Source organism: Serratia marcescens, assembly GCF_006715005.1.
Lineage (GTDB): Bacteria > Pseudomonadota > Gammaproteobacteria > Enterobacterales > Enterobacteriaceae > Serratia > Serratia montpellierensis.
Map to the genome: position 1 here is coordinate 3,278,567 of NZ_VFMJ01000001.1, position 22,937 is coordinate 3,301,503.

General features: G+C 53.4%; 30 protein-coding genes. 1 reads left to right on the plus strand and 29 read right to left on the minus strand.

Annotated features, from left to right (window positions below):
• The 7 genes from FHU12_RS15860 to FHU12_RS27165 form a co-directional block, all read right to left on the minus strand.
• The gene (locus FHU12_RS15860; RefSeq protein ID WP_060420136.1) at positions 1 to 438 is read right to left on the minus strand and encodes a phage GP46 family protein; all 438 of its coding nucleotides are present in this window, start codon (positions 436 to 438) and stop codon (positions 1 to 3) included.
• Positions 435 to 1,025: a phage baseplate assembly protein domain-containing protein gene (locus FHU12_RS15865; protein ID WP_060420139.1), complete on the minus strand. Its 591-nt coding sequence runs from the start codon at positions 1,023 to 1,025 to the stop codon at positions 435 to 437. Before FHU12_RS15865 ends, FHU12_RS15860 begins: the two co-directional genes overlap by 4 nt.
• Positions 1,022 to 2,092 carry a phage baseplate assembly protein gene (locus FHU12_RS15870; protein WP_141970452.1) on the minus strand — a complete coding sequence of 357 codons (1,071 nt, stop codon included), beginning with the start codon at positions 2,090 to 2,092 and terminating at the stop codon, positions 1,022 to 1,024. The genes FHU12_RS15865 and FHU12_RS15870 overlap by 4 nt, the downstream gene beginning before the upstream one ends.
• On the minus strand, positions 2,089 to 3,492 hold the full coding sequence (locus tag FHU12_RS15875) for a DNA circularization protein (RefSeq protein WP_141970454.1): 1,404 nt from the start codon (positions 3,490 to 3,492) through the stop codon (positions 2,089 to 2,091). Before FHU12_RS15875 ends, FHU12_RS15870 begins: the two co-directional genes overlap by 4 nt.
• Before the next feature lie 64 nt (positions 3,493 to 3,556).
• Positions 3,557 to 4,342, minus strand: a complete 786-nt coding sequence (locus tag FHU12_RS15880; protein ID WP_141970456.1) for an ORF6N domain-containing protein — start codon at positions 4,340 to 4,342, stop codon at positions 3,557 to 3,559.
• An 81-nt stretch (positions 4,343 to 4,423) separates the two neighbouring features.
• Positions 4,424 to 5,044, minus strand: coding sequence for a BRO-N domain-containing protein (locus FHU12_RS15885; protein WP_311770109.1), 621 nt, complete (start codon positions 5,042 to 5,044; stop codon positions 4,424 to 4,426).
• Positions 5,025 to 5,198 (minus strand): hypothetical protein, encoded by a 174-nt coding sequence (locus FHU12_RS27165; protein ID WP_185742316.1) that lies wholly within the window; start codon positions 5,196 to 5,198, stop codon positions 5,025 to 5,027. Before FHU12_RS27165 ends, FHU12_RS15885 begins: the two co-directional genes overlap by 20 nt.
• A 100-nt stretch (positions 5,199 to 5,298) precedes the next feature.
• Between FHU12_RS27165 and FHU12_RS15890 the strand changes: the two genes are divergently transcribed.
• Positions 5,299 to 6,120: a LexA family protein gene (locus FHU12_RS15890; RefSeq protein ID WP_185742317.1), complete on the plus strand. Its 822-nt coding sequence runs from the start codon at positions 5,299 to 5,301 to the stop codon at positions 6,118 to 6,120.
• 89 nt (positions 6,121 to 6,209) lie between these two features.
• Here the strand turns inward: FHU12_RS15890 and FHU12_RS15895 are convergent, their stop codons facing one another.
• The 22 genes from FHU12_RS15895 to FHU12_RS16005 form a co-directional block, all read right to left on the minus strand.
• Positions 6,210 to 6,605, minus strand: coding sequence for a hypothetical protein (locus FHU12_RS15895; protein WP_141970460.1), 396 nt, complete (start codon positions 6,603 to 6,605; stop codon positions 6,210 to 6,212).
• 55 nt (positions 6,606 to 6,660) lie between these two features.
• Positions 6,661 to 8,493: a transglycosylase SLT domain-containing protein gene (locus FHU12_RS15900; RefSeq protein WP_141970462.1), complete on the minus strand. Its 1,833-nt coding sequence runs from the start codon at positions 8,491 to 8,493 to the stop codon at positions 6,661 to 6,663.
• Positions 8,494 to 8,614: 121 nt separating this feature from the next.
• Positions 8,615 to 8,905, minus strand: coding sequence for a phage tail assembly protein (locus tag FHU12_RS15905; protein WP_060435581.1), 291 nt, complete (start codon positions 8,903 to 8,905; stop codon positions 8,615 to 8,617).
• Position 8,906: 1 nt separating this feature from the next.
• Positions 8,907 to 9,275 carry a phage tail tube protein gene (locus FHU12_RS15910; RefSeq protein WP_060432162.1) on the minus strand — a complete coding sequence of 123 codons (369 nt, stop codon included), beginning with the start codon at positions 9,273 to 9,275 and terminating at the stop codon, positions 8,907 to 8,909.
• Between the two features lie 9 nt (positions 9,276 to 9,284).
• Positions 9,285 to 10,790 carry a phage tail sheath subtilisin-like domain-containing protein gene (locus tag FHU12_RS15915; protein WP_141970464.1) on the minus strand — a complete coding sequence of 502 codons (1,506 nt, stop codon included), beginning with the start codon at positions 10,788 to 10,790 and terminating at the stop codon, positions 9,285 to 9,287.
• Positions 10,787 to 10,981 (minus strand): DUF2635 domain-containing protein, encoded by a 195-nt coding sequence (locus tag FHU12_RS15920; RefSeq protein ID WP_141970466.1) that lies wholly within the window; start codon positions 10,979 to 10,981, stop codon positions 10,787 to 10,789. The genes FHU12_RS15915 and FHU12_RS15920 overlap by 4 nt, the downstream gene beginning before the upstream one ends.
• A gap of 4 nt (positions 10,982 to 10,985) precedes the next feature.
• On the minus strand, positions 10,986 to 11,528 hold the full coding sequence (locus tag FHU12_RS15925; RefSeq protein ID WP_129993363.1) for an ATP-binding protein: 543 nt from the start codon (positions 11,526 to 11,528) through the stop codon (positions 10,986 to 10,988).
• A complete protein-coding gene (locus FHU12_RS15930; protein WP_141970467.1) occupies positions 11,525 to 11,872 on the minus strand; it encodes a head-tail joining protein in 348 nt (115 codons plus the stop codon). The genes FHU12_RS15925 and FHU12_RS15930 overlap by 4 nt, the downstream gene beginning before the upstream one ends.
• Positions 11,872 to 12,357 (minus strand): hypothetical protein, encoded by a 486-nt coding sequence (locus tag FHU12_RS27170; RefSeq protein ID WP_185742318.1) that lies wholly within the window; start codon positions 12,355 to 12,357, stop codon positions 11,872 to 11,874. Before FHU12_RS27170 ends, FHU12_RS15930 begins: the two co-directional genes overlap by 1 nt.
• Before the next feature lies 1 nt (position 12,358).
• On the minus strand, positions 12,359 to 13,408 hold the full coding sequence (locus tag FHU12_RS15940; RefSeq protein ID WP_141970469.1) for a major capsid protein: 1,050 nt from the start codon (positions 13,406 to 13,408) through the stop codon (positions 12,359 to 12,361).
• A 101-nt stretch (positions 13,409 to 13,509) separates the two neighbouring features.
• Positions 13,510 to 13,911 carry a head decoration protein gene (locus tag FHU12_RS15945; RefSeq protein WP_060432169.1) on the minus strand — a complete coding sequence of 134 codons (402 nt, stop codon included), beginning with the start codon at positions 13,909 to 13,911 and terminating at the stop codon, positions 13,510 to 13,512.
• A complete protein-coding gene (locus FHU12_RS27175) occupies positions 13,911 to 14,519 on the minus strand; it encodes a hypothetical protein (protein WP_185742319.1) in 609 nt (202 codons plus the stop codon). The genes FHU12_RS15945 and FHU12_RS27175 overlap by 1 nt, the downstream gene beginning before the upstream one ends.
• A gap of 3 nt (positions 14,520 to 14,522) precedes the next feature.
• Positions 14,523 to 15,383, minus strand: coding sequence for a S49 family peptidase (locus FHU12_RS15960; RefSeq protein WP_118892204.1), 861 nt, complete (start codon positions 15,381 to 15,383; stop codon positions 14,523 to 14,525).
• Positions 15,380 to 17,023, minus strand: coding sequence for a phage portal protein (locus FHU12_RS15965; RefSeq protein WP_141970471.1), 1,644 nt, complete (start codon positions 17,021 to 17,023; stop codon positions 15,380 to 15,382). The genes FHU12_RS15960 and FHU12_RS15965 overlap by 4 nt, the downstream gene beginning before the upstream one ends.
• Complete coding sequence (gene gpW, locus FHU12_RS15970; protein WP_060420187.1) at positions 17,023 to 17,286, minus strand: gpW family head-tail joining protein; 264 nt, start codon at positions 17,284 to 17,286, stop codon at positions 17,023 to 17,025. Before gpW ends, FHU12_RS15965 begins: the two co-directional genes overlap by 1 nt.
• A gap of 8 nt (positions 17,287 to 17,294) precedes the next feature.
• On the minus strand, positions 17,295 to 19,274 hold the full coding sequence (locus FHU12_RS15975) for a phage terminase large subunit family protein (protein WP_141973012.1): 1,980 nt from the start codon (positions 19,272 to 19,274) through the stop codon (positions 17,295 to 17,297).
• Positions 19,246 to 19,845, minus strand: a complete 600-nt coding sequence (locus FHU12_RS15980; RefSeq protein ID WP_141970473.1) for an RNA polymerase subunit sigma-70 — start codon at positions 19,843 to 19,845, stop codon at positions 19,246 to 19,248. Before FHU12_RS15980 ends, FHU12_RS15975 begins: the two co-directional genes overlap by 29 nt.
• Positions 19,846 to 19,987: 142 nt before the next feature.
• Positions 19,988 to 20,650 carry a hypothetical protein gene (locus FHU12_RS15985; RefSeq protein WP_141970475.1) on the minus strand — a complete coding sequence of 221 codons (663 nt, stop codon included), beginning with the start codon at positions 20,648 to 20,650 and terminating at the stop codon, positions 19,988 to 19,990.
• 33 nt (positions 20,651 to 20,683) lie between these two features.
• Positions 20,684 to 21,214 (minus strand): hypothetical protein, encoded by a 531-nt coding sequence (locus tag FHU12_RS15990; protein WP_140927005.1) that lies wholly within the window; start codon positions 21,212 to 21,214, stop codon positions 20,684 to 20,686.
• A gap of 98 nt (positions 21,215 to 21,312) precedes the next feature.
• A complete protein-coding gene (locus FHU12_RS15995) occupies positions 21,313 to 21,834 on the minus strand; it encodes a hypothetical protein (protein WP_141970477.1) in 522 nt (173 codons plus the stop codon).
• A gap of 100 nt (positions 21,835 to 21,934) precedes the next feature.
• Positions 21,935 to 22,465, minus strand: a complete 531-nt coding sequence (locus FHU12_RS16000; protein WP_141970479.1) for a lysozyme — start codon at positions 22,463 to 22,465, stop codon at positions 21,935 to 21,937.
• 1 nt (position 22,466) lies between these two features.
• Positions 22,467 to 22,763: a hypothetical protein gene (locus FHU12_RS16005; RefSeq protein WP_060447787.1), complete on the minus strand. Its 297-nt coding sequence runs from the start codon at positions 22,761 to 22,763 to the stop codon at positions 22,467 to 22,469.
• Positions 22,764 to 22,937 lie beyond the last annotated feature (174 nt).

Genomic DNA, 22,937 nt, shown 5'->3' on the forward strand with positions numbered 1-22,937 from the left:
TTATTGCTCCCAAACCCAAAAAAATCGCATGTCCGTGCGGTCACCGTTACCCGGACGCAGATAACGAATGACCATATTTAGCCGGCGTGGATAAACGATCTGGGTTGCTATTGTGAACGACGACACCACACCATCAGAGATCAGCCACTGCAATGCCTCGCGGGCATAGTCTTCCGCTTTTTGAGCAACTGCCTGGGTCAATTTCTGACGGCGCAACAACCAAAGGCGGGAGCCGATGTTATGATCCTCCCCCATATCCCCCCACCAACCGCGTCGGTCGTCTCCGTCTATATCATCGTCATCACGGGCGACACGGTCGGTGAACAGACTGATAATCATCGCGGTCTGCAGGTCATCGCCATTGATCAGATCGCCGTTTCCCTCACGCCACTCAGCTACTAGCCGTTCAATATCCCAGTAAGAGCTGATATCACTCATTCGACGATCTCCCCCGGTTTCTCGCTGGTCTTCTCATCGTTGCCGCTCTGGACATTTTTCACGTTATGGCTGTGATCGTTATAGGTATCGCGTAATGCTTTTAGCGTGGCGCCATTGCTGTCGCAGTTGTCGATCACGTCGCCGGTCACTTCCAAACGCGGCGTTTCAAGTCTGATTTTTTCAGTGGCCGTGACGGTAACGGTGGTCGCATTGGTCACTGTTACCGGCTTCCCTTTCGCTTCTATCTCAATGCCGTTTTCTGTGAGTTTTACAAACATTCCCCACTGGTTATAAATCAGCGTTTCGCCGCTTTTTAAACCCGATTGCCGGTATTGTTGATTGTTGCTGGCCACGATCACGGCGCTGGAACGATCACCCCCCAGATACGCCAGCACCACATCCGTACCCACCGGGAGACCGGAAGAAAATCCAAACTCCGCCATTCGCGGGGTGTCACCCCTCACCTCCAGTGGCGTCTGATACTGTAGTTTTTGAATTCCGCCGGCATCGCCGTACCCGGTGATCTTGCCCAGGCCGATCATCATGGCCACCCGGCGCCCAAGCTGCCTCAACATGCCGTCATTCATCGATTTAGCTCCTGCACCTGGCTATAGAATTGATAGGGTTGAACGGCAAATGCTTCTTTCGGCATCATGATGAGATTGGCCCGCGTGCCTCGCTCGTCACGGGTAAAGGTGACCTCCGCCAGAAGCCACTGCACGTTATTGAGCCCAAAAACAGGAATATTGATGGGGATCAGCGTATTCGGCTCCCACAGTTTCCCGGCCTTGTCTCGCCAGCTATCGATCTCCACCTGCAGGCGTCGTGAACGGCCATATCTCCGGTTCATCTCCCAGTCGATGCAGTTTTGCGCCTGTCCATGAGAGTTCATCGTGCTCTCAACGATGACAATCCGATTGCGGTAGCGCATTTTGGCGACTTCCGGATCCTGGGCGCGCGCCAGAGTAACGGCGGAATAGCCGCTATCCGGGGACAACTCCATCGCCGGCGTCATCGACATTGATACCCCGACATAATCGGAAAAACGTTCGTCCATCGATGACATGAAAGATGCCGTCTCAATATTTTCCCCTTGCGCCACGCCGCTGGCCGCCTTGGCGATTCCGACGCGGGTAAGGAAAAGACTTCCATCGGGCTTGTCGTAATATAGCAGTGCGGCCCAACGGGTGATCCGGTCGATCACTTCTTGCGAAGACTCCCCCCAGTTCAGGGTAAATTGGGGAACCGTCGTCATATTATTCACGTCGCTACTGACGGTGATGCCGTATGGTGCCGCCAGCTTTTGCGCTATCTGCAGGGCATTAGCCTGGCTGATCACGTTGTTAGGCCATTCAGCTGAACAATCCACCAGGTCCTGGCATTTACTCCTTCCCGTAGCGCGAACTTCATGGCGCTCTTTGCCAATCACCGGATTCCAGCGATCGACATAGCCGGTCATGACCAGATCATCCCCTAGATGCACCGTGCAGCTGTCTCCGGGCAGCACCAGCTGCTTTTCTTCGTTACCGGGGTAGTAGTCCATCAACGACAAGTCGAAATCCGATGGCAAGCGCTCAATGCCTCGCGTAACGCGAACAGAATCCCAGCCGGAAATTCGCTTACCGCCGGCCGTCAAAATCAGTTCATCTTTCATTTTCTCAGCGCTTTAAATTTGGTGGGCATGAATGCCGGATGGCGCGGCCCGACAGACTGAACCAGTTCATCACCCCGAGCACCGTCCTGATACATGCGGTTGGCCAGCACCAACGCCGGTAACGATGTGGGCATAACAACCTGGGTCAGTGAACTAAGAACGGCGCCTTTCTGGCTGTAGGCGTTGACCAGCGCATCGCGGGTTTGCAACAGGTTCAGATAATCGTCGTCGTCCCCGGCATCCGCCGCCATCAGCAGCACCTCATCCAGCGTGTCGCAGACGCGATTAAGCATCAAAATGGCATCGTCATAGCTTGATGGCTCATAATTGGCGGCGGTCGCTGCCAGTGCGCCGGCGGACAGTACGCAGAGCAAGATAGTGGCGCCATTGGCTACCGAATTTTCACCCGAGGTGGCGTAAAACGTGGTGTTTCGATACGAGGCCAACGTTTCCAGCATGCGGATTTTTTCTTCTACACTGCCGCTGAACGAAATGACCGCATCAATGATGGCCCTGGCATCAACGGGGAAGGCATCGACGGAGGCTACCCCCTCAAATGTGGCCGTGAGCGCCAACAATTCGGCGCGTCCTGTTACCGCTTGCGCCATTTTTTGGTTAACCAATCCGGCGTAATTGTCGGTATCTGCTGTTCGATTTACTGCACCGGTTGATCCCGAAACTCCTCCCCCTACGGTGCCTTTGTTGTATCGCCCATACCGGGCGCTACCGAAGGTCGATTTCAGGACATTACTGAGATTAGTGACCTCATTTGCGGTGCTTTTCACCATGTTTCCCCAAAACGCAGCGGTATTGCGCAACGTCTTGATGGTCTGAGTTACACTGCGGATCTCACCTTTAACCGTGGCAATAAATTTTGTGGCCGCCATCAGGCCGGTTCGTAACCAGTTTGCCTGAACCAGTGATGCCGCCTGAGTGCTGCCGGTAATCGCAAACACCTTTAAACCGGACTCAATGACCGTCAGGGTAAACTCGAAGGAACGGCCGTTATCCACGCTCTCAAGTACCCGCAAACCGCCATCCGGCACACTTACGGTAAGCTCCCCAAGCGTCGGATGTATCAACGTACCCGGCCCTTCCGTCTCGCACGCAGCCACCAGCGAATCACGCTGCGTTATCACGTCAGGTGCGTCATACGCCAGGCTGTTATGGACGATGAAACCCCTGATCGTTAATTTGCGCGTACCACGCCCCAAGTCTTCAACCCAGGCGGTGTTGCGATAAGGGTATTCATGCACGGCCTGGCGCCGACCAAATACGCCTTCGGCACTGACTACCGCAAAGGGAATGCCACGAAATGATGCCGGGTGAATATGCTCGAACCAGTCCCAGCTCTCTCCACTCCCCAACAGGGAAGATAGTGCGTCATTGATTAGAGCCATCTTTTCTCCAGAAACAAAAAACCCGCAATTAAGCGGGTTGGATAGGTGTAATCAATTCTGACTGTTAAAACAGCTTGCGGAGGTCTACTCCATATACCGCCATCCACGCTTCCCGTGGCCACGATTTTACTGTGCCAAACCGGGGGTCTTCGACGCTATGTGGCACTGCGTCGTTTTCTCTGCACCACTTGCGAAGCGGCTGCCATTTAAACTTTTCACCGGTTTTCTTCTCCACCGGGATAATGGCAGCGTAATTCTTTCCTTCTCCAAGACGCTCAGCAAGTCTGTTCTTCTCCCGCACGGCTACCGATGCAGTTGCCATCGCCGTGGCCTCGCGTTTCTCGCCAATCCAGCGCCGCTCCTTAATTGCACGATCGCGTTGTTCCGTAACTATGCGATTTTCTTTAACCTTTGCCAGCAGGTTTTCAAGTGCGTGCTCGTAGTCCAATGGCAAGCCAACGGATTCGCGAGGTCTGAAGTATGAATCTTCCAGTTTCTCGAAGAATGACCATGCTTCATCGGTATCAACGATCTTGGACATACGGGCAGCACCCTTTTCAGTCCAAAGAGTAAGCGAACGGGCATTCTTACCAACAGAGCCACTATCATTGGCTCTGTTCTTAAATTCGCGTAACTCGTTGCCTGATAACGTGAATAGGTGCATTCCCTCCACGAACCGCCCCTTATTGTTAGCTAGATTCATGCGGATACTTTTTTCTTGGCACCCATAACCCTTAGCCAAAGTTTCGGTGGTGACGACTCTTGTTCCACCCCACTCCATAACTGGCAGAATATCAGGATCGACAATGTGCGCTGTCTTTGCTACATTTACAGCTGTTGATTGTTGCATTCAAATCTCCAATCAGTAGTGACATAAGCCGCCAGCCCTACACTGGCGGTTTTTATTTGCCCAATGTCAGGGGCAAAATCCCTAATGCTTCCGCATCATTTTCTCCGTCGCTGGTCTGCGACTTATAAAACCTGTTGGCTCAAAACCCAAGTCTGTGGCAAGTCCACGCGCGATCGCCTTGAACGTATCAGCCTTTCCCAGAAGCTCAACATCAGCACCAAACACGTTATCTCTGATGATGACTTTCACGAAATATCGGTGAAGAGGTGAGTTCTCCGGCATTCGGGCCGCCTCTCTATCCAATATATCCAGAACCCAACGACGGAACTCTTTAGCTACAGGAGTGCGGGCGAACATAGCTATCAGATGAGCTCCGCGCAGTGAGAAAATCCGTGTCGCCTGCGTTCCACTTGGGGTGGTCAAATTGACCACCCCTGTCATGTTGTCTGTAAATTCATCAGCGTGTCGCGAGTAAATGCGTTGTACCGCCTTATCGTCGGCATACTGCAGCGCGTAGCCGATTTGGGATGCCGTTAACCATATGCCTGGCACTTCGGTTACCGGAGACAAAATCACACCATGGAAATTAAGATCGGTCTTCGCTACAATGTTCATGTTGGTTTCTCGCAAAGTTACTGACATAGAGACCCGGTTAGTGTTCGCGCACAGCCGGGTTTCGCCGTTATTCAATTGTAATTTCACCCTTCCTCTCCATTTCCATCAAACGATTCATCAAGTAGTCCATCATTCCCTGTGCTGATCGGTATGTCTTCGCCGCGTTACGATCCACGAATTCACGAATTTCAGGACGCATGCGATACGACATCAGCTTGCTGTTAACTGCCTTTTGCTCCATTATGCACCTCATGTATTTTTGCATATCACAACATCACAAGTTAGATTTGACTATATTACGCACATATCGATGTGTCAATGTGATTTTTTATGGTGCACATATGAATATTGATGACTCATTCTACAAAAGAGTAGCCGTAGCCAGAACCTCGCTGGGGTTGACTCAATCCCAGCTCGCTGAGGCTGTCGGTGTGGTAAGGCGTCAAATAGCTGCTTATGAAGCAGGAAACTCGAAACCGCGTGAAGGGGTTTTAAAAAACCTTGCTGCCACTCTCGGTACATCTGTTGAATGGCTTAGTTCTGGTAATGGTGTAGGGCCCGACGTTAGCAACATAAAGCGAACGGTAACGGTTAGAGAGATCCCCCTACTTTCTCACTCTCAAGCCATTAGGTTTAGTCTCGGTGAAGCATCAGAAGTCTCAATCCTTGACTTTATCCCAGCTCCAACCACTACCGGGGAGGAACTATTTGCCTTAAAAATTGATGGCGATTCGATGATGGCAACTGATGGCATCAGTTTTCCTGATGGGATCATAGTCACCTTTGACCCAAAAATACATGCGACTAGTGGTTCTTTTATTCTTTGCCATTTGAATGACACAGGAGAAACCACATTCAAACAACTAATAACTGATCAGGGAATAACATACTTAAAACCGCTTAATCCTGAGTATCCAACGATAAAGCCAAGCGATTTCTATATCGCTGGCGTAGCTATTCATGCTCAATTTTTTGTGCCAGTTGGTAGGTCTAGACCAAACTCTAGGGCGATCGCAATTGAAGCACTCAATGAGAAAAACGAAATAACAAAAAACAAAAACTTAAACAATAAAATCAACGCACTGGAGAATAAAATAGACACATTGATTAACTTAATCACCTCAGGCAACAATGCGATTGATACATCTAATCGCAATGACTAGGTTAGGAAGTGACATCCTGAAAAAATAAAGCCCACTTAAAGGTGGGCATACAACACTAGATTTAAAATAATAACTCACAGATATAAATATCAATTTAGCAATCTAGTTTTCAACCCTACACCATCAACATATTTTATTTCGTACTGCTCATTTAACGGGGTGTTAATAACAGCCACTTTATCATTAATAATGATGAATTTATTAACTTCTAAATTGGCGTTTTTATTTGCAATCTCCTTTATATTTACAACACTATAACAGAGTTCCCCATGACTCTCGTAGAAAGACTCTGTTTTATCATTACAGTTTCTTGATTGGTCTATCATTCCTTTAAACACATACCCATAATATGATGCAACCACTATTGCCGCTACCGCAATAAACCTCATGAGAGATCTGAGCACTGACGGCTCTTTCTTAAAAGAATAAAAAACAGAAAACAGGAAAAACACCGAACCTAATAAAATTGCATTCCACAAGCTCATTTCGTACCATCCATATGACGTAATGAATCAGTTCAGTGTCAATGCTAGCACAATGCTACTGGAAGTTCATTGAGGTTGATACCCGAGCCCCATCGTTACCAATGATAGTACGCCGCTCGCCCGTCTTACTATCAACTAGCGTTAACTCAATCTGCATCTTGCTGTCTTGCATGGTTTTATTTAACGATGTTATGGCTGACAACAAATCTTGATTTGCTCCAGATGAATCCCCCTGTCGTCCTGGCCCGCTGAAAATCCGAGAGGTGTTGTCTTTTGATGCTCGTGAATAGCCAGAATCTGATCCATCACCCTGAGGGTAGAACATCGGTAATCCAGGCATAATCTTTTGCAAGTAATCACGGGTTTCCCGCGGTGCTCTTGCAAGCCCTTTATCACTTACTCGATTTGGCCCCCAATTATATGCCGCAACTGCCTTGCTCACATCCCCATCAAATCTTTTTAACAGGTCTGACAGATAACGCGCAGCCGCATCGCTGGATTTATAGAAATCCATTCGGTCAGATCTATTATTAAGCCCATAATCTCTACCGGTAGGTGGCATAAACTGGAATGGGCCTTCTGCCCCGGCGGAGGAAAAAAGCTTTTTCCCTCGCGATGACTCAGTATTCCAGACCCTATCCAACAACCCCGGCGGGAGGTTGTTTTTTGTCTCTAATTTAAACAAATGCTGCTGCTCAGGTGTATTCCCCAATGCCTGATCTATAGGGTTGCTCACATTCTGTGGTAGGGGATGCATAACTTGTTCTAAATCATTTTGCAGTTGTTTCCCGACCTTCTCTGCATGCCAGGCCGGTTTATAATATCCGTTCAGTTTCTTGATCAGATCTTCTGACGCATAGCCCAGTTTTAAATCCAGCTTCTCTTTCCATGACAGCGTGTCTTTAAATTTCTCATCGCCTTGAGCCTGCCGCAAAACATCGGCCTGTTTCCCGCCGCTGTTAAACGTCAGGATCGAACCGATAGCCGTACTGTCCAGACCATTGGTGACGACCTGCTTGATCTGGTCTACCGAAGCCGCCAAGGTTTCCGACTGGCCCAGCCAGGCCTGCCCTTTCATCAGCATGCCGTCGTAGGCAGCACCTATCTGGTTCAGCTGCTGCTTGAACGCCAGGGCATTCTGCAGATCCTTCTCGGTAAATATCAGGCCATCCCGGCGGGCTTGATCCTTGAGCCTTTGAACTTCACTGGTCGTGTTGCGCAGATAGCTGAGAAGATCGGGCGAAAGGCCCAATTTGTTGGCAAACAGCGCCTGCTGCCCAGCAGGGAGTGATTGCATAGCGCGGTTGAGGTCGTTAATCAGCTTGCCTACATCGGCCAGGCCATCCTTGGTTTCACTGATCCCTATCCCCCGCTGTTTCAGCAAGGCGAGAAAGCCATCATTACGGCCGTGTACAGCATCATTCGCCTTTTCAAATAACTCACTGACCGATCCTTCCGCAGCCTCACGCGCGCTGCCGTTTTCAATCATGGCGCCAGTCAGTTCCTGAAAGGCGTCCGCCGTCATGCTGACGTTTTTTGCAACGGTATCGATCCGGTAGCCGGCGTTGGCAAAATTGGTCAGGTTGTTTTTAACAACGTTGACGACCGCTGCAGCGCCACCCAGCCCGAGGGTTAATCCACCGACCATTTTGAGCGGCGGGACCAAATCGCCGATGAATTGGACGCCGCTTCTGGCATTTTTAGCCAACACATCAAAACGGCTGCCCAAATCGTCAAGGTTATCTCTGGATTCCTGACCGCCCAACGCCAACGCATCGCGCGTTCTGTCCAACAGCGGATTGAGGTGCTTTACAATTTCCTCAATCCGCAGAATTGCGGCTGACGCCTCATCATTAGCCGTCAGCTCAAAGTCGAATGAGTTGGCCATTACTTGCCCGCCTTAAGCTTTTCTATCCGACGGGCCTGAACGGCCCAAAAATCCAACCGGGTACGGGTCAGGGACCACGCATCCTGCGGCCCCCACCCGTAATACTTCGTCACCTCAGCAGCTAGTTGCTGCCATCCGCCGAGGGATCGAAGGTCAAAAAAGACATCAAGTAGTCCTCACACTTCCTGTAATCGGTGTAAGCCATGCCACTCAACACTTTTTCAGTTACGCCCGAGTTCAACGCCAGCAGCAGCTTCATGGCTGCCATGCCATTCTTGCTGCGCTGCGTTTCATAGAACTGCTCAACCTCAGCCAGGGCAGGTTCTTTCAGTTCGAGGCTCTCGTAGCGGGTGTTGCCCATCTCCAGCGCTTTACTGAGTACGATCGTTTTAGTTTTATCAAGCACTGCCATATCAATACTCCGTTACCGAGCCGCCTTCCCAGCGAACATCAAACACCGCTTCTTCGCTATCAACATCCTGCGTATTCACGGACCACATGTTTTCGCCGATCACTGTTTTGCCGTTGGCCAGCTCGACGACCACCGTGACGTTGGTGGAATCGTTGATTTTAGCGATCGACGTTCCGCCGCTGTCACGTGCCTGGTAGGAAATAAACGGCGCCCGCGGCTTTTCTTTGTAACCGTGCACCGTATCCATCCCGGTCAACGTGGAGCGCTCCACTTTACCGGGACTGTATTTGAACTGGCCGGCAACCATGACCGTTACACCGTCGATGGTAACGTACGCGGTCCCGGCCAGGCGGTTAGTTGTATCTCCCATGAATCCCCCTTAGGCCGCGGTCTGCGCGCGTCGCCATTGATTGAGTAGTGCGAAAATTTCCAGTTGGTCGATCAACGTGCCCGTCCACAGCACATCGATCCGCTTGGTATTGCTGCTGTTACGCTCCACCAGCAACGTCTCGGCAAATGCCGCGGCATCCTGCACATAGCCGTTATATTCCAGCGTGCGATACTGGGCGATCAGCTCCGCGCGGATCACGTTGGGTGTCACAATCGCGGAGCCTGGCGCAAAGCGGGTACCGTCGTTAGCCAACTTCATACGGCCGAACTTGGAAGTGATTTGCGTGCGCAGGAAACGGGTCACGAACATCAGCAGATAGAGCGTTTCAATGTTCAGATAGCTGTCATCTGCATCGCCGAACTTGTTCTTCTGGTAGGTGGTGATGGTCTTTTCAACCTGCACAGAACCATCATCAGCGACCGTAAACGTTGAGATACCGCTATACAGCAGATTATTGCGTTCAGTCAGCATGAAGCGGGATTCCAGCGGCGGGGCCAGTACACCACTGATCGTCAACGTCTGCGTTGGACGGCCCGGATCGTTCCGCAGGCTCGGCGCAATCGCCCCGGTCAACGCTGCCGCCCAAAGATAAGTGGGCGTCGGTGATCCGTTGATCCCCAGCAGCGTCTCATGCTGGTTATTGCGTGCTTCGCCGGCGGCGGACAAAGAACCATACGTGCCTGCCAGCGCACCGAATGAATGGCCATAGAGCTGCTGTGCGTAAGACCAGCGGCCGGTGGCATCTGACAGGAACTCTTTCACGGCATCCAGCGACGTGGTGTCCGTGTAGGGGTTGACGATGAAGTCAAATGCGCGATCTTGCAGATTACCCAGCGGCTCAGTCAGAGACGGCGCACCGGCACCGCCGGCCATTGGCGTTACCTTCAACTCCATGCCCTGCGGGGTTTCCTCACCGCCGGCGGCACCCTGATAATTGAGGCGAATATCGATACTGTTGCCGTGCGCACCTTTATTTTTCGCCGTCAGGTTCACCGTATCGGTGGCTGTGGTATCCACGACAGCAGTAACCGGCAGCTTGCTTTGACCGTTGATCGCCGCTGCAATCGCCGCGGACACGGCAACCTTATCGTCGGTACTGACGACCGTGAGCTGAACGCGCATACCGGCAATGTAGAGCGACAAAACGCCGGTCGTGGCCGCCGCTGTCAGCACCTGTAATTTACCGGCTGCCGCTGTGGTTCCGGTGGTGCCATCCGATAACGGCAGGATCCAGATTTCCGCAGAAATGTCGTTGGCCAGATACGCTGCCATCATGTTGTGCAACATGGAGCCGTTACCGCAGATGCCAGCTACCGCCGATTCAGAAGAAACTTTCTGCGGGATGCCTGGCGTTGCCGTCGCCGTTGACAGCATTTGCCCGATCAGCAGCGTGCGCTGTACTGCAGTCGCGGTATTCGCCATCGAGTTATCAAACTCGGCGTAGAAAAACGGTGCACGCTGATTTGAAGGGATGCGAGTAAATGGAACGGTCATTGATCACTCTCCTGACTTTTCTTCCCCGCCACCGGCTTAACCGATGCGTTAGGGTCGAATTTTTGTACATCGCCATCCTTCAGGCGGCGCCCCCAAAAAATATTATCGGGAACCTGTTCGCCGGATTCCGGCAAAAAAGTGCCCTTGACCGGATCACGCACAATGCGCCCCGGTACGGGTTTCACAAACATAGGGTTACTCCAGATCGATTTTTACGAGTGGTTCAGGGGTGCCATCCGGCATGGAGATCGTGACGTCAATTCCCTCAAGCGGAGAAGCATCAATTTCATAAAACTCTTCGGGGCCCTGATAGTATTCGATATCCAGTTCCATCAGTAACTGGGCGGTGTGCCCTTCGCCGCCGGCGTCCACATCAATGGTCGAACGTACCTGCAGAAACTGCTGAATTTTTCGCGTCAGTTCATAGCTATTGATGACCGCGCGCTCTACCTGCTCGCGTAGCTGCTCCAGCGCTTCTTCGGCTTTTTCTGCCCCGTTGTCCTCCGCCGCATCGTCCAATTCCTGCAGACGGCCGGTGATGCGGACCGTAGTCACCGTGTTGAACTGGGGCACATTGCGCCCCAGCGAATTCTTCACGTCGATCGGTGTCTGCACCAGGAGAACAGGATACATATCCGCAGTGGTGGGCCAGTCCCGAGGTGAATAAACCCGATCGGCGGCATCGGTCTTATTCTTCAACGCTTCAATGACCAGCAACCGGACTCCTCTCGGGTTCATGATTTCACCTTGTTGAGAATTAGCTTCGTCCCGCCGTGGCTATCAGGTTGAACATCCGCTACGGCAAAGAGCGTATTGACCGGCACCCCACCAACGATGCCGACCAATACCCGGTCCCCCTGTTTAGGCGCTGCCCGGAACTGACTATCACGCACACCCAGCACAGGATTGGTGGTGTTAATAGTGCTGCCATCGTCCAGCGGATCGACCTCTTGCGTATAGGCTCGATCGAATATGCCGCTAATGGTGTAAGGCTCCGCGCCGCCGCCAGGGCGATACTCAACCGGGTCACCAAAAACGCCGTGCAACGGCGCCAGCAAATGCTGATCCCAGTTGATTCCCATTACTCCCCCGATTGCACAGATACGGCCGGCGCACTGCGAAGCAACGCCAACTTGCGGAGCTGTTCAACATCAGCAACCACGCCCAGGCCAATCAGCCGCTGCGCATCTTCTACCGGCAACATGAAAGCCCGGTTTTCTGGATAGTCGCAGCCATCGTGCCGCACCGTGTTACCTTTGGTGACAACCACTGAAACCATGCCGGCCGGCAACTGTTCACCGTCCTGATCGGCATCCGAATCGTGATCATCGTCGGTGTCGGTGTCGGTGTCGGTGTCGGTGTCGGTGTCGGTGTCGGTGTCGGTGTCGGTGTCGGTGTCGGTGTCGGTGTCGGTGTCGGTGTCGGTGTCGGTGTCGGTGTCGGTGTCGGCAGAATTGTCGGGCTCTTGGCCGTCAACTTTCAACTCTTCTCCGTTTTCCAGTTCGCCCACCATCAACTCGGGCGGCAAGCCGCCCAGTTCGTTACCTTGCTGTTTTTTCGATGCCATATCACACCACCGTCGCGCAGAGTGCAGCATTTACCCGGCTTGGGATAACCAACGGAGCTGACTGCATCATCAGCAGGCGTTGCGCCGGATCTTCTTTCACCCAGGTCTTAGGGGCATAGGCCAGAGGGCCATAGTTGAAAGCGGGATCGAGGATTACGCCAAACGCACGAGTCCCCATCAGATCAGCGCCAGACATAATGACGGCACCGTCAGGGATCATCGGTTTTTCGACATTGTCCAGCGGGTCAATGAACCAGTCGTTATACAGCCACAGGTCGAAGTTGCCCCAGCGGCCTTTATAAACGGCCCCTTTCTGCACCTGCGCACCGGCATTAATCTGGTTGCCGAACGGGCTCAACGCAGGGAAGGTGATGGCGTTGTCCTTGATCGTGGTATCCAGTCGGAATGCTTTCCACGCCTTGTTGGTGAAAATGATGTCCGTCGGTACCGCGCCGGAATTTTTAAGGATCAGCGTCTGCCACTCTTCAATGTCATCCGACGGCTGCGTGTTGGTAGCGCCGGCGGCCACCGTCAGCGGCCATTTATCGCTGCCACTGAGGGTGATGGTCAGATCCGGCGAACGGCCAAAATCCACCACCTTGGTTTCATAACCTTCACCGTTCACGGTGACTTTCCCTGACACCATGGCGCTGCTGGCCATCCATTCAAGACGGCGGTTAATCATGTCGATCTGATCTGCCATCTCGAACTGCAGGTTCAGCATTTCGCGCTCTGCCGCGGTAAATTCACCGCCGATGCGTTCGCCAATCTGCCGGCGGATCGGTTTACGCAGATCCGGGGCGCGCTTGTCTTTGATGTATGCCGGCTTAAAGGTATTGGTCTGGTATTTGCGACTCTCGACCAGTTTACCTTCCACCAGCGGCGATACGAATGGCGCCATACGACGCAGACCCACGTCCACATCGATAGCAACCTCTTCCGTCTCGTAAGTCACCACGTTCGGGAAGAAGCGATCCAGAAGCCAGTTTTGGCTGGTTTTCAGGTTAGGGACGACCTGGACCAGCACGCTGGTATCAAAAATGTTTTCCATATTCAGTCTCTTTATGATGCCGGCACCGTGGCCGGCCAGAATTCAGGACGAGTGCAACCCTGCCAAAGAACTGGCATCAGTTACGTTTCAAAGGGGTTAGATCAGGATACCGGCGACTGGATGCTATCGCGTAGGAAGATGGCCAACGGGCGGAATTGCGCTTTCAGTTCAGCAATGGTCCAGGTCGCGTCGAAGATCAGGCGATGCTGGTTAAACTCGCCCATCAGATACACACCGCCAGTTTGTGCTGTGGTTGTGGTGTCTACGTTATCGACCAAAATGGCAGATGGCTTTTCACTGCCGTCGGTGGCGTCTTTTTTGCTCGGGATATACGCGCCGGTAGCGGTGACCACACCGAGTACCGTCCCACGTTTAAGCGCCCCTGAAACACCGATCGTGACCGAGTCAGTGACCAGCTGTAACGGGCCGGAAACCAGCTGATCGGGTACGAACAGCGAACTGTTCATGCCCGGAGCGAATTGATTTTGTCCAAACTGGTCCATTACTTGTTACCTCGTGCAGTGTCATAGAGACTGGTCATTTTACTTACCAGCGCATTTTTACCCGTTGCAGGCTTCTCGCCGTCGGGCCCCAATCGTGCCTGCTCAGATTCACGCATCCGGGCATCCAGCGACTTTCTACCTTGTGGCTGCGGGGCTACGGCGCCCACCGTCGCCAGCGTGTCGATGGCTTCACGCGCACTCATCCGGGTATTGAAAGCCAGGTGAGCGGCCATGTCCGGGCGGCCGGCGGCATGCTTACTGCCAAAAATGGCGGCGCAACGTTTCCGCTCTGCCCGGCGACCTTTTTTCACATCGCGGTTTTCACCCTCTTCCGCGTCTTCGTCGTCTTCGTCGTCTTCTTCAGCACGACGGGATTTAGCCTTTTTGCCTTTTTCCTTGTCGTCATCATCGTCCTCGGCGTCAGGTTCACGATCGTCGTCGTCTTCCATGTCTTCGCGATCGTCATCGTCTTCAGCGTCCTCCTCGTCATCGCGCTCCTCTTCCGCGCGACGGGATTTCGCTTTTTTACTTTTTTCTTTGTCGTCGTCCTCTTCCTCAGACGCTTTTTTCTTGAGGCCGAGAAGATGGGCAAACTTGAAATGAGACATACGTTAAGCTCCTGCTTCATTGATTAATTTTCGGAATGCGGCATCAGGGGTCATCACCGCATCGGCAAGCCCCAACTTGACGCCATCAGCCGCCAGGAAACAGGCAGCCTGGGTGTTACGGATAGTTTTTTCAGTGATCCCCCGGTTACGGGCTACCGTGCTGACAAAAAGCCTACCCATCGCATCTACATCATCTTGAATCGCGGCGCGGGCCTGATCGCTCAATTTGACGTAGGGGTTGCTCTCGGCTTTGCGGTCACCGTAGGTGATGATGGTGACCGCCAGGCCGTCTTCTTTAATTCGCTGTGACCAGTCACAATGAATGACGATCACCCCGACCGAACCGACACCACCGGTGCGCGGTACATGAATGCGATCTGCCGCGCTGGCGATGGCATACGCTGCGGAATACGCATTTTCGGTAAGGATGGCGTGGATCGGTTTTGAACCGCGGGCGTGATAAATTTCATCCACCAGATCGAAACAGCCGGCTACCTCACCGCCGGGAGAATCGATATCGAGGCAGATTCCGCTTACTTCGGGGTCACTGATCGCGGTCAGGAACGACTGCCTGATCCCGTCGTAGCCCGTCATACCGCTGTAGGGTCGCAGACTGCCCAACTTCTGAACCAATGTCCCCTGCACGGGGATCACCGCGATACCGCCAACTACGTCATAGCCGGCGTCCTGTTTACGTGCCTTTCGGGTAAAACTTTCATCATCCCCCAGCCAGTCAGATGCCAGCGTGTTGATGCGGGTTATCCCGAACCGGTCCATCATGGCGGCCATAACCACTTCGGCCTTTTGCGGGTGCAGCGCCAGCGGCGTGTTAAACAGCCGCTGCGCCAGATGCGGTAAATTCACTCTGCCTCCGGATCTCTAATTGTTTCAGGTGCCAGGATTTCAGCCTGTGCCCAGCTCGGAACCGGGAGCCCCCGCTCTTTGAAGGCGGCAATCTCGCGCGCACGCTGATCCAGCATTTCTTCCCAGTCCTCGCCGGCGTTTTCCGCCGATTCCATTTCCAGCGTTGAAAGCCCGGCATCCATACCCAGAATTGCACCTTTCTTCTCCGCCACCGGGTCCACCCAGCCACGACCAGGCCCCATCCAGCGAGCACGGCAATACGCCGCCCTGGCGTCCAGAAAGTGCGGTGCACCACTGGGCAGCGGTAGGTCTTCCGTATCGTGGATTTCTTCAATAAAAGCGGACAGGATCGGCTGGGCGAACCCCACAGAAAAATCATCACGCCGGCGGGTCAGTGTCTTCCACGCCTCCAGCATCGCAGAGCGTGCCGAACTGTAGTTAACATCTGACCAATCTTGCGTGACCTGCTGCGTTGACAGGCCCGTTGCCGCGGCGATATTGCGCAGCGCTGCACTTTCAAACACCTCAAAATTGCTGTGCGGGCGCGCAGCTGTTACCGTCTCAATTTTTTCGCCTGGGTACATGATCGGCAACCTAGCACCATTTTGCAGAGAGATCCGCCGATCGTTATGGAATTCGACTCGCCCATCCTGATAAGCACCAATGGTGGTATCATCAAAAGCCTCACCCATCGCCGCTTCGACCATCTGGGGATCGTAGGGAGAGGTAATGTAGGCTCCAAATACGGCGTTCAGGATAGCTGCTTCAAGCTCCGACTGGTCATACTTGATGAGCATTTTCAGCCGCTGAACAACCGGCGTTAAAATCCCATTTCCCCGGTGTTGTGCGCCCCGCTCATGGTCATAATCATGGACCACATGCGGGCGGCCCCAACTTGTTTCCCGCGGGATACGCCGCCACGTCATCGTCTTGGCGCCGCTCCACCAATCGCCGATATGTGCTTCGCGGATGTGATACGCGATTGGCGCACCATCACCGTCAATTTCAACGCCACCGCGAACATTCGGCATGTCAAAGTTTTGCTGCGGGTTACTCAACCGGTCCGGATCGACGATTTGCACCGTTGTGGCATAGCGGCCACGCCCACGCCCCAGCCTGTCGGGGCGGTATTGCAGCACCGCCAACGCATCACCATCAAGCAGTTTGTGGCGAAAGCCCAGACGCAGCATTTGAGACACGGTTTGTTTGCGCTCTACATCGCAAAAACGTCCCGGATCATTAGCCCATGACCGCCAGTGAGCCTCAACCACCTTGCCATATTCATCTGCCCAGGTGGCGTCGAAGGCTGTATTACCAGTCATCAATGCCAACATGCGGTAGTCAGGCTTGAGGATGGGACGAAAGTTGGCGCCGACGGCGTTATCCAGCACGCGGGTAATGCTGCCGCTGGCCCAACCATCATTGCGCGCAAGATCTCGCACGCGGGAAACAATGCGATCACGGTAGATATTGATCTCATTGTCGGGTGACCATAAGGCAGGCTGCCAGTTGGCCAACTGGTCGCTAAACGAATCCGCCGCATCGTAAGGCACACGGCTGCCGCCCACCAGCATGGATGCCTTTGACCGCATCGGCGGTAGCGGCTGCCCATTCGGGCCTAAAATTTTGATGTCATTCATCAGAATCTAAACCTCATTGGCCGACGTGGGCGGGGAACAATACCCAACTGCGCCTGCAGCAACTGGATCAGTGCCATCAGGTCCGCCATTGAGGCTTGTTGATATGAGACAGAGCGCGTGCCATCACCTTGCGTGTACGAGAACGACACACCGCGCGCGCCGGCTGCGAGGTCAATATAGGCCTGTTGCGCCTTTGCCAATGCGTCCTGCAATTGCGCAGGCGTCATCGCACCGGCCAACAGGCTGGTGTTACGGTTAAACATAGGGATCCTTATGATGGCAAAAGTTGTGACAGGCGCTTGCGCTTCGGTTTTTCCGGCTCTTCAATGATGACGCCAGGCAGTCGAAGGTTTTGTTTTTCCTCCGGCTGCTGCGGCGCCGGCAACAGGCGATCGGGATTGATCGCAATGTTGTCCGCCAGCAGATTCAGCTTCAAACCAAGATAAAACAGGCCGCACAGGGCTCCATAACTGTACACCCTGCAGTCCAGCGCTTCGTTTGCCCTGCCTGGAAGCTGTTCCCACACCCGGTAACGCTGGCCGCCGGACACCTTCAACACCGAACGTTCCGCCAGCAACTGGCTGAAATAGTTCAGGTCACGGTCTGCCGGAAAATGCATGTAACTGGCTGCTGGCTCACCCGGTGCAGGCGGATCGATATGCAGTCGCCCGCGGATGGTATCCTTGGCCGCATTCACCCCAATGATGATTGGTTTAAAACTGGCCTTTGACTTGGACGTTGGCTTTTTCGTGGGCCAAACTGGCGAACGTTTACCACCGCGCGCCGATTCGCCCTTGATCGCCCAAATTCGGCGGCCAAGGCGCTCTTTGGCAAACTCGTAAACTTTCTGGGTGTGGTGACCACCGGAGTCCATGCAGGCCGCCATGATCGTGAATCCACGCCCGTCAGCCCGACGCCAGACCTGCTTGAGATACGCATCGAGGCGTTGCCACGGTTCGTTGGTTTCCAGATCGCCCTCAATCACGTCGAAGGCAATCGACCAGCTCTCCTCATTACGTCCCCAGCCCGTCACCTCAATTTCAAAGCGACCATCCTGGGTATCGATGCCGGCCGTTAATACCGCCACGCCGTCAGGCACTTCTGCTGCATAGACTTCACAGCGTTCCAGCAAGCGTTTCTCGCTCAGTGCTTTTTCGCCGCGGTCTTCATACGGCTCGCCAAGCACCAGGTTGATAAAGGTCTGACGCATGAGCGGATCGTTTTTCACCCGTAGCCACTCAGCCACCAGATACTTCCAGGCTGCGTTCGGGAACAGGCTGTAACCCGCCCAAATGTGAAAACCCGCATGCCCTTTAAATGGTTTAGTTGCGCGCCATTCGCCACGCTTCACCATGCCCGACTTTTCGTTATGGTGGATCACGCAACCATTATGCCGGCAGACGTAATATGCCGATTCTGGGATGCCATCGCCATTTTCATCCTTGTCCCACTTGATGCCGTATGGCGTCTCAGGGCCGCCCCACTCTAGTACCTGAAATTCACCGCAGTGCGGACACGGGACGTAATAGCGGCGCTGATCGCTTTCCTCATACGCCTTTTCAATCCGGCTGGTGCCTTTCACCGTTGGCGTCGAACCCAGGGCAATCTTGCGGTTCCAGAATGTTTCGGAACGCTTAATGCCCAGTGCAATCTGATCACCTTCCACCCCGGCGCCGCCGGACGGATAACCGTCAACTTCGTCAAACAGGATGATCCGGCAGGTAATACGGCGGAAACCGCCGGGGCTGTTTGCCCCCACCAGCGTCAAATTGGCGCCGTTGGCAAAGGTCTTTTTGAGGATGGTCTGATTACTGTCCTTGGCCTTGGGATCACCACAGATTTCCGCCAGCACCGGGGTATCACGCAACATCGGCGCGATCTCGGTTTTACTGTAATCTTCGGCATCTTCAACACGCGGCTGAACGATGAGGATCGGCGACGGGTCATGCGCCAGGTAATAGCCGACAACGTGGTCAAGGATTTTGGTGTAGCCAACGCGCGCCGACTTCATCACCGACACCTGCGTCACCGCTGGATCAGTAATGGCGTCCATCATGCCATCCTGATACGCGAAAGACCGGAATCGGCCCGTTTGCGCACTGGTTTCTTTCGAGAGCACCGCGTATTTATTAGCCCATTCGCTCAGTGACAGCGGTTCGGGCGGGCGAACATCGGAGCGACGCTGGCGCAGCTCCCCGGTGAAATTCTGCCAGGCTGCAGCGTTAGTTCTCTCCTCGGTTGTTATCTGCATCAAGGCTCAATTCCTCCATCGCCTCGTAAACCACCTCCTGCAGTGCCTGGACAAACTCCGCGTCGTTGGTGGTAGAAGCCAGCACCCGTAACCGGGGGCCATGTTCAGGAGCAATCGCAATGAGACGGGTGCGCATGCGGGCGTATTCATTACCTACGGCCTCGATCATGTCTTTGTACGGCAGCACCTGCCCGGATTTAATGTCGTACTCGAGCTGGGTAAGCAACGCGAGGAAGTTTTCTTTCATCTGGCGCGCTTCATCAAGCGTCATCGTCACGCCATGCTCGGCGATCATTCGCTCAACGGTTTTCGTCGGAGACTCGGCCAGATCCTTATCGTTTTTGTTACCTGACTTGTTACCCGAGGATCTGTTACCTGTTTTGTTACCCTGCTTGTTACCTGCCGGTTTTTTCTCTGGTCGGGTAACAGTTTTTCGGAAGCGCTCGATGTTCGCATTCGACGCTTCAACGTCAATGTCGTCTCCGGCCAGAACCAGCCAGCCGCGGGCCTTCCAGGCCGTTACCGTCTTTCGGCTAACGCTGTGAAGTTTGGCAAAATCTGACTGGTTCATCTGTTACCTCAGGTGTTACCTGTTACCCAAATTTCAAAAGTTGATAGCTAGACGCAGAACGCGGCGCGCAATGCCCGTGAGATAAAAAAGTGCCAGGAAGGACCCATTTTTTTCTGGAGCCTCCCCCGAAGGTGATCGCCGATCATTTTGCTGTTCGCATCGCCTCTGCCATAGCCCTGCTCAGCTCTGTCGGCATCAAGGCATTGGCCATAGCCTGCGCCCGTTCGAAATAGCCAAGCGTTGGCTTAACGGGAAGCGCGTCACCGAATCGTATAAGAAGCTTTGGCGCTCTTTGCTGGATGCGAGGTTGCCGCGTGCCATTGGCAGAGCGTTTACGCCGGCGCCCTTTGCCCTTTTTCACCTTTTTGGCTTTCTGCCGCTGCCATACACCGTTGACCTTCTCGCCGTATTTGGTGGTCACATCGCCAATGAACACGTCATCCTTAGCCTTCAGCTGCGCCATCTTATTGCGCGTCAGGTTGCCGTATTTGTTCAGCTTGATGTTCTTGGGGTTCAGCAGCGCCTGGCTATTCAGCTTATGCTGGCCGCCGAATTCGAACGGCTCCAGATAGCTCGCGGCGGTGTCCATCACGAACACCTTGGCCTTCAGGTTGCTTTTCCGGGCACCGAACGATTTAACCGAGTTGACCGTAAACGGTGTGGGGTTTTCCAGATGCCGCTTAAACGCGGTTTTCTCCGCTGCCTCTATCTTTCGGGCGACGCTTGTCAGTGCCTGCGCCGTAGCAAACGGGATTTGCTTACGTACGCTCTTGAGTTGAGCCGACAGCTCTTTTAAACCTGCCATCCTCCCCCCAATATAAATAGCTACAATCGCAAATTACCCATATACGAATGGTTCCTCAGCAAGGTTATTTAAAGAATTAATAACCACGCTTTTTTCAACATCTCCATTAATATAGTCTAACACCAAGTCGCGGCTATAAACCCATTTACCTTCAATATCAGTTCCGTCAAAGAATCTCTCACAATAAATCCAACATCCTTGCGCATTAGACAAAACCTTAACCAGCTCATCGAACTGATGAGAAATCTCCACATTACATCTGTCATCAATACTACTATTATCGCTGAATTTTAAGGCCTTTTTACCCCTTCCCGCCAGTTCAAGATTAAATCTATCTGGCATGCTGAGCATTATATTTATAATATTAAAAATTGAACGCTTGAAATCCATTTTCACTTTAGCTTTTTCTTGCTGCTTCCATGAAGCGACAGTCCTCCAAGCAAATATAACACCAAGTGCAGCAGCCAGTGCAGAGACACCTGAAGCAATCATAGTCCAAAAAGCCCATTCGGCGGCCTGCTTAGTGGCTAACATTGACTCAAACGAAATTATATCCGCGTTCATTGAACACCCCTTAGAAAAGTAACGAGGTGATAATATCTTATTATTAAATAATACACACACAACAATAGTAAGATAGGTTAGATCTTTTCTAACGATTACTACCGTTCATCATTAAGCCGCCGTATCTCCAGAAGTTGGTTGTTAGCCTTGTCGAGCGCCGCCAGCAGCGGATCAATCCACAGCACTGCTTGGCAGTATGTCAGGGCGCCGGAGGCAGTGGCACCAGCACCGGCTGCGTAAGCGTCGCCGGTATTGGCTGACATTGCGCGGGAGCGTAGACGGTGCGTGTAGTCGAGCAACCCACCAGCAACAGTGGCAGGCACAGCCAGATCACACGTAGGCTGTTTCTTGATGATCGTCCGGTATTCAATTTCCTTCCCCTGTGTGGCCGCGTCAGTGTTGATGCCGTACTTATTCGCCGCGTTGCTGATTTCGTTGGCGCGCTGAAAGTGAAGCGCTTGGGTAGCAATGGTCGCCGTCTGAAGGTTGTTATCGCCCTGCAGTTGCTTGACCGTGCCCTCCAGCCTCTCCGACTTTCCCTGGTAATAGCTGGCTACCCAGCAGGCGGCCATGACAGCCACCAGCAACACAGCGGCAATTATCGTGGTCGATCGGTTCATAGCAGAATCACTCCGACGAACAGGAACCAGCCCCAGCCATCAATGCCGTGAGCAGCAAGATAACCGGCCGCTGCGAAACATACCGCTGACGGTAGATATCTCATTTATCCAGCCCCCAGCAAGCCAGCTCGGCCTCTTGGTCGCGCCGGAGGATCTGCCCATAGCAGTTATTCGAGCGAATACGACAATCTCGGCCAGCGTCGTATATCCAGCGACGGATTTCGCGGCAGGCGCCAATGCGGTCGCCGGCGTTCAGCTTCTTGTAAAAGGTGGAGGTGAAGCACTTTCCGGGGCCGATGTTCCAGGGGCAGAACGAGGCGATACCGACTTTTTGCGGTTCGGTCAGCGTTACCTTGACGTTGCGGTCTACCCAGTCGAGCGCCTTTTTCTGCTCGGCTGCGTCAATCTGCTTGCACTGCTCGGCGGTCAGGCGCTGGCCTTTCACAACCTTCTTGCCGTTAACCATCGTCACGCCGCCGCAGATTGTCCAGATGCCGACACCGTCCTGGTATGCGATCAGGCGCTGGCCTTCTTTCTCTTCCTGAAACTGCGCCATCATCACCGGAGCCGATGCGCCGGCGGCGATCAGGGCCAGCATCACGGCGCTGAGTTTTGATTTGCTAATCGACATGTCATCCCTCTGCTCTGCGCATAGCTTCTGCAACAACCTCGATTGCCGCCGGGCGCTCGCTTTCTGGCTTTGTTGATACGCCGTGCAGATAGTCCTCCATGATTTTCGTGCGCCGTCGTTCCTCAGCTAAACGTTCCCGTTCTTCCTTCCGCTTGGCGTAGTACGTCTTGATCGTGAAGAAGGCCGATATAAGCGCGCCTACGATGAATACATAATCCTGCAGCGACAGCAGCGAAAAGAAGCCGAGCAGTGCCGACCACCAGTACGGTAGGTTTGGATTGTCTGGGTGCATTTTCATGACTCCACCTCCCGGCTATCGGGCTGTGCTGTTTGTAGGAAAGGATCAGCCACCAGCCGTAAACGCTGCAGGTAAGAAGGTGCCGTGTGTGTCGTCCGTTGGCTGGGGCTGAAATGCAAAAAGGCCACCCGAAGGCAGCCTTTGAAATTTTTGAATCCACCTTAACAATCAGAC